Source organism: Marinagarivorans sp. (genome assembly GCF_982758155.1).
Window position 1 is genome coordinate 1 of record NZ_CEXWTU010000389.1, and the last position, 2,441, is coordinate 2,441.

2 protein-coding genes and 1 pseudogene are annotated in these 2,441 nt (G+C 45.8%); 1 reads left to right on the plus strand and 2 read right to left on the minus strand.

The genetic code is table 11. The features are described from left to right. Together gmk and AC3A8L_RS21155 are read right to left on the minus strand one after the other, a co-directional pair. Window positions 1-204 (minus strand): annotated as a pseudogene (gmk, locus tag AC3A8L_RS21150) (guanylate kinase); the annotation flags it as partial. Between the two features lie 98 nt (window positions 205-302). Then, the gene (locus tag AC3A8L_RS21155) at window positions 303-752 is read right to left on the minus strand and encodes a hypothetical protein (RefSeq protein ID WP_487964262.1); all 450 of its coding nucleotides are present in this window, start codon (window positions 750-752) and stop codon (window positions 303-305) included. 307 nt (window positions 753-1,059) lie between these two features. Here AC3A8L_RS21155 and AC3A8L_RS21160 point away from each other — a divergent pair, with 307 nt between their 5' ends. Continuing rightward, a complete protein-coding gene (locus AC3A8L_RS21160) occupies window positions 1,060-2,091 on the plus strand; it encodes an alpha/beta hydrolase family protein (protein ID WP_487964263.1) in 1,032 nt (343 codons plus the stop codon). The last annotated feature ends 350 nt before the right edge of the window (window positions 2,092-2,441 follow it).

Below are 2,441 nucleotides of genomic sequence, written 5' to 3' on the forward strand. Positions count from 1 at the left end.
CGTTTGCTCTAACATGGCCAAAAAATCGGCTTGGCGTACAAAGTGGTAATTAATGCCGTCTTTTTCGCCGGGTCGCATCGCACGGGTGGTGTGCGAGATAGAGACTTGAATAGCGTCGGTATTGTCGATTAAGGCTTTAACTAAGCTGGTTTTGCCAGCGCCCGAGGGGGCTGAAACCGTGTAGAGCGTTCCGCGAGTTGTCATAATGTTGATTGCAAGTTGCGTAAGTAGCCTTGCATGATACACCAAGCCTTCCTTGGGGAAAAAGACGAATGGTCACTCTGTACTATTTTAAACGCGCGTTAACGTGACCAATTGCCGTTCATATACATGCGTACGTAGGCTTCTTTGCGCTCTGTCTCCCGGTACAAGGTGATGTTGTCGCGGTAATAGTATTGTTGCTTCTGTACGCCCACTCTAAATTCCCCCCAGTTTATGGGGCCAAAACTAAATTGGTTGGCAACTTCAATGCCGTATTTGGGTTTGGTGCTGTTGTTCCAGGAATGCCGCAATATATTTGAACGATCGTAGTTTAGGCCGACAAAAGGGCTGACGGTCCAAGCAGTGCTTTTAATACTCCATTCCACGCCCTGTTGAAAGCTAAAGCTAAGTTTCTCTCCGTCACTTTCTGACGTTACCGCGCTGAACCCCGAGGACCAGGGGTAGCCGGTGATTTCAGCATTGCTACTATTGGATAATAAGCATGCTGTAGGAAATGCGGCGCAAGCCAGCCAATAAGTAAAGCGAATCATGTTTGTTTTAGTTTCCTGCTCCAACCGTTAAAAAATAGGCCTAACTTCAAGGCTAGACAGCATTGTAATGGTCAGCAAGTCAGAAATGTTTTTAGGGTGGTAAGAGGTGGTTTTGCAGGATGGCTGGCGCCTAAAGCAACTTTTTGCGCGGTGCGTGCATGACAATTGTCATGGTAATACATGACACTTTGCTCTAAATAATAAAGCGTTTTAGTTGCATCATGGGTCTCGGCTTAAGAATAGAAGCTTAAACAGTAGAGGCTAAAAGCCTCGAGACTAAAGGGTGGGGAGTATGAGGGTGGGAAATATGAGAATGGTTAGCTTACAGTTAATGTGTTTGGTCGTGATTGTGTTGAGCGGGGGCGGCGTCAGCTATGCCGATGCTGTGGAACCTGCTTCAGATTTTAGTGTTGTTATGGATGATAATACGTATTTTGATGACGCCAGGCAGCGTCCAATAAAAGTTGTATTTTGGTACCCCGCCGGAGTCTGCGAAGGCAAACAGCCGTTGCGTTGTAATGATGCATCGAGTGCGTCGTTGCCGCCGGTTTTATTGTCACATGGCGCGATGGGTTCTGCGTTGGAATACCAATGGCTTGCTCGTTCATTAGCGGCGCGCGGGCATATTGTTGTTGGGGTATCGCATTTTGGCGAGTCTTGGGTGTATGGACAGGCATCCATTCAGCCTAAAATGGTGACGTCGGTTTGGCATCGGCCACAGGATGTCAGTGTGGTGTTGAATAACCTCGTGACAATGCCGGTTTTTAATTCAAAGCCCAATTGGTCGCGTGTTATCGCGGCTGGACATTCGTCAGGCGGTTACACCGCATTAGCTTTGGCGGGCTTACGTTTAAATGCACAGCAGCTTCACGATTATTGCGGCTCTGATTTAAGCCTGCAAGATTTAGGTTGTCGTTATGGCCGTGAAATTAATCGAGGTGTTGATAGCGTCGAGTTATCCACAGCCGCAAAATCATTAGCCCGTTCGTATATCGATGCGCGTGTTATTGCTTCCATTGTATTGGCGCCAGCATTAGGTCCCGGTGCAACAATAAAAAGCCTTGCGAGTATTGATGTGCCAATATTTATCGCTGCGTCTAAGCAAGATGAATTTTTACCCCATCAATCCCATGGCCAGCGTTACGCTAAAGGCATCAAAAAAGCCGACGTTATGTTTTTAAATAATGGAGAGGGGCATTTTGTATTTGTGGACCCTTGCGACCATACCTACCGGGCGCAAGGTATTGAAATTTGCCAAGACGCTAAAGACGTAGATCGGCAGCAGGCGCACGCAAATATGGCGCATCGTATTTTGATGTTTGTTGATAGCGTGCGCTAGTCGCCCACGTCATCGAGATAGCCTTCAAAAATAGAAAACAGGGTATTCCATTTTTGCCCTATGTTTTCTTGGCGATTGTAGCGTAAGGGCACCTGTAATCAAAATTGAATTGTCTTTCGGTATCATCTTTTGCTTTTCCGAGATGGCTAACAGCGATTATTTGTTATTGGAGGGAAATAAAAACAAAAAAATTATTATTTTTCCTGATTTCTCAGGGGGGTGATTAAGTGTAAAAATCATGCGTTATCCCTCTGAGGCACTATGTTTCCTTTTTTTGAGCTATTAAGTTGTTGTTTTGTAAGGGACGAGGAAACAATATTTCATCCACTAATGCTTGATCTCGACATCCT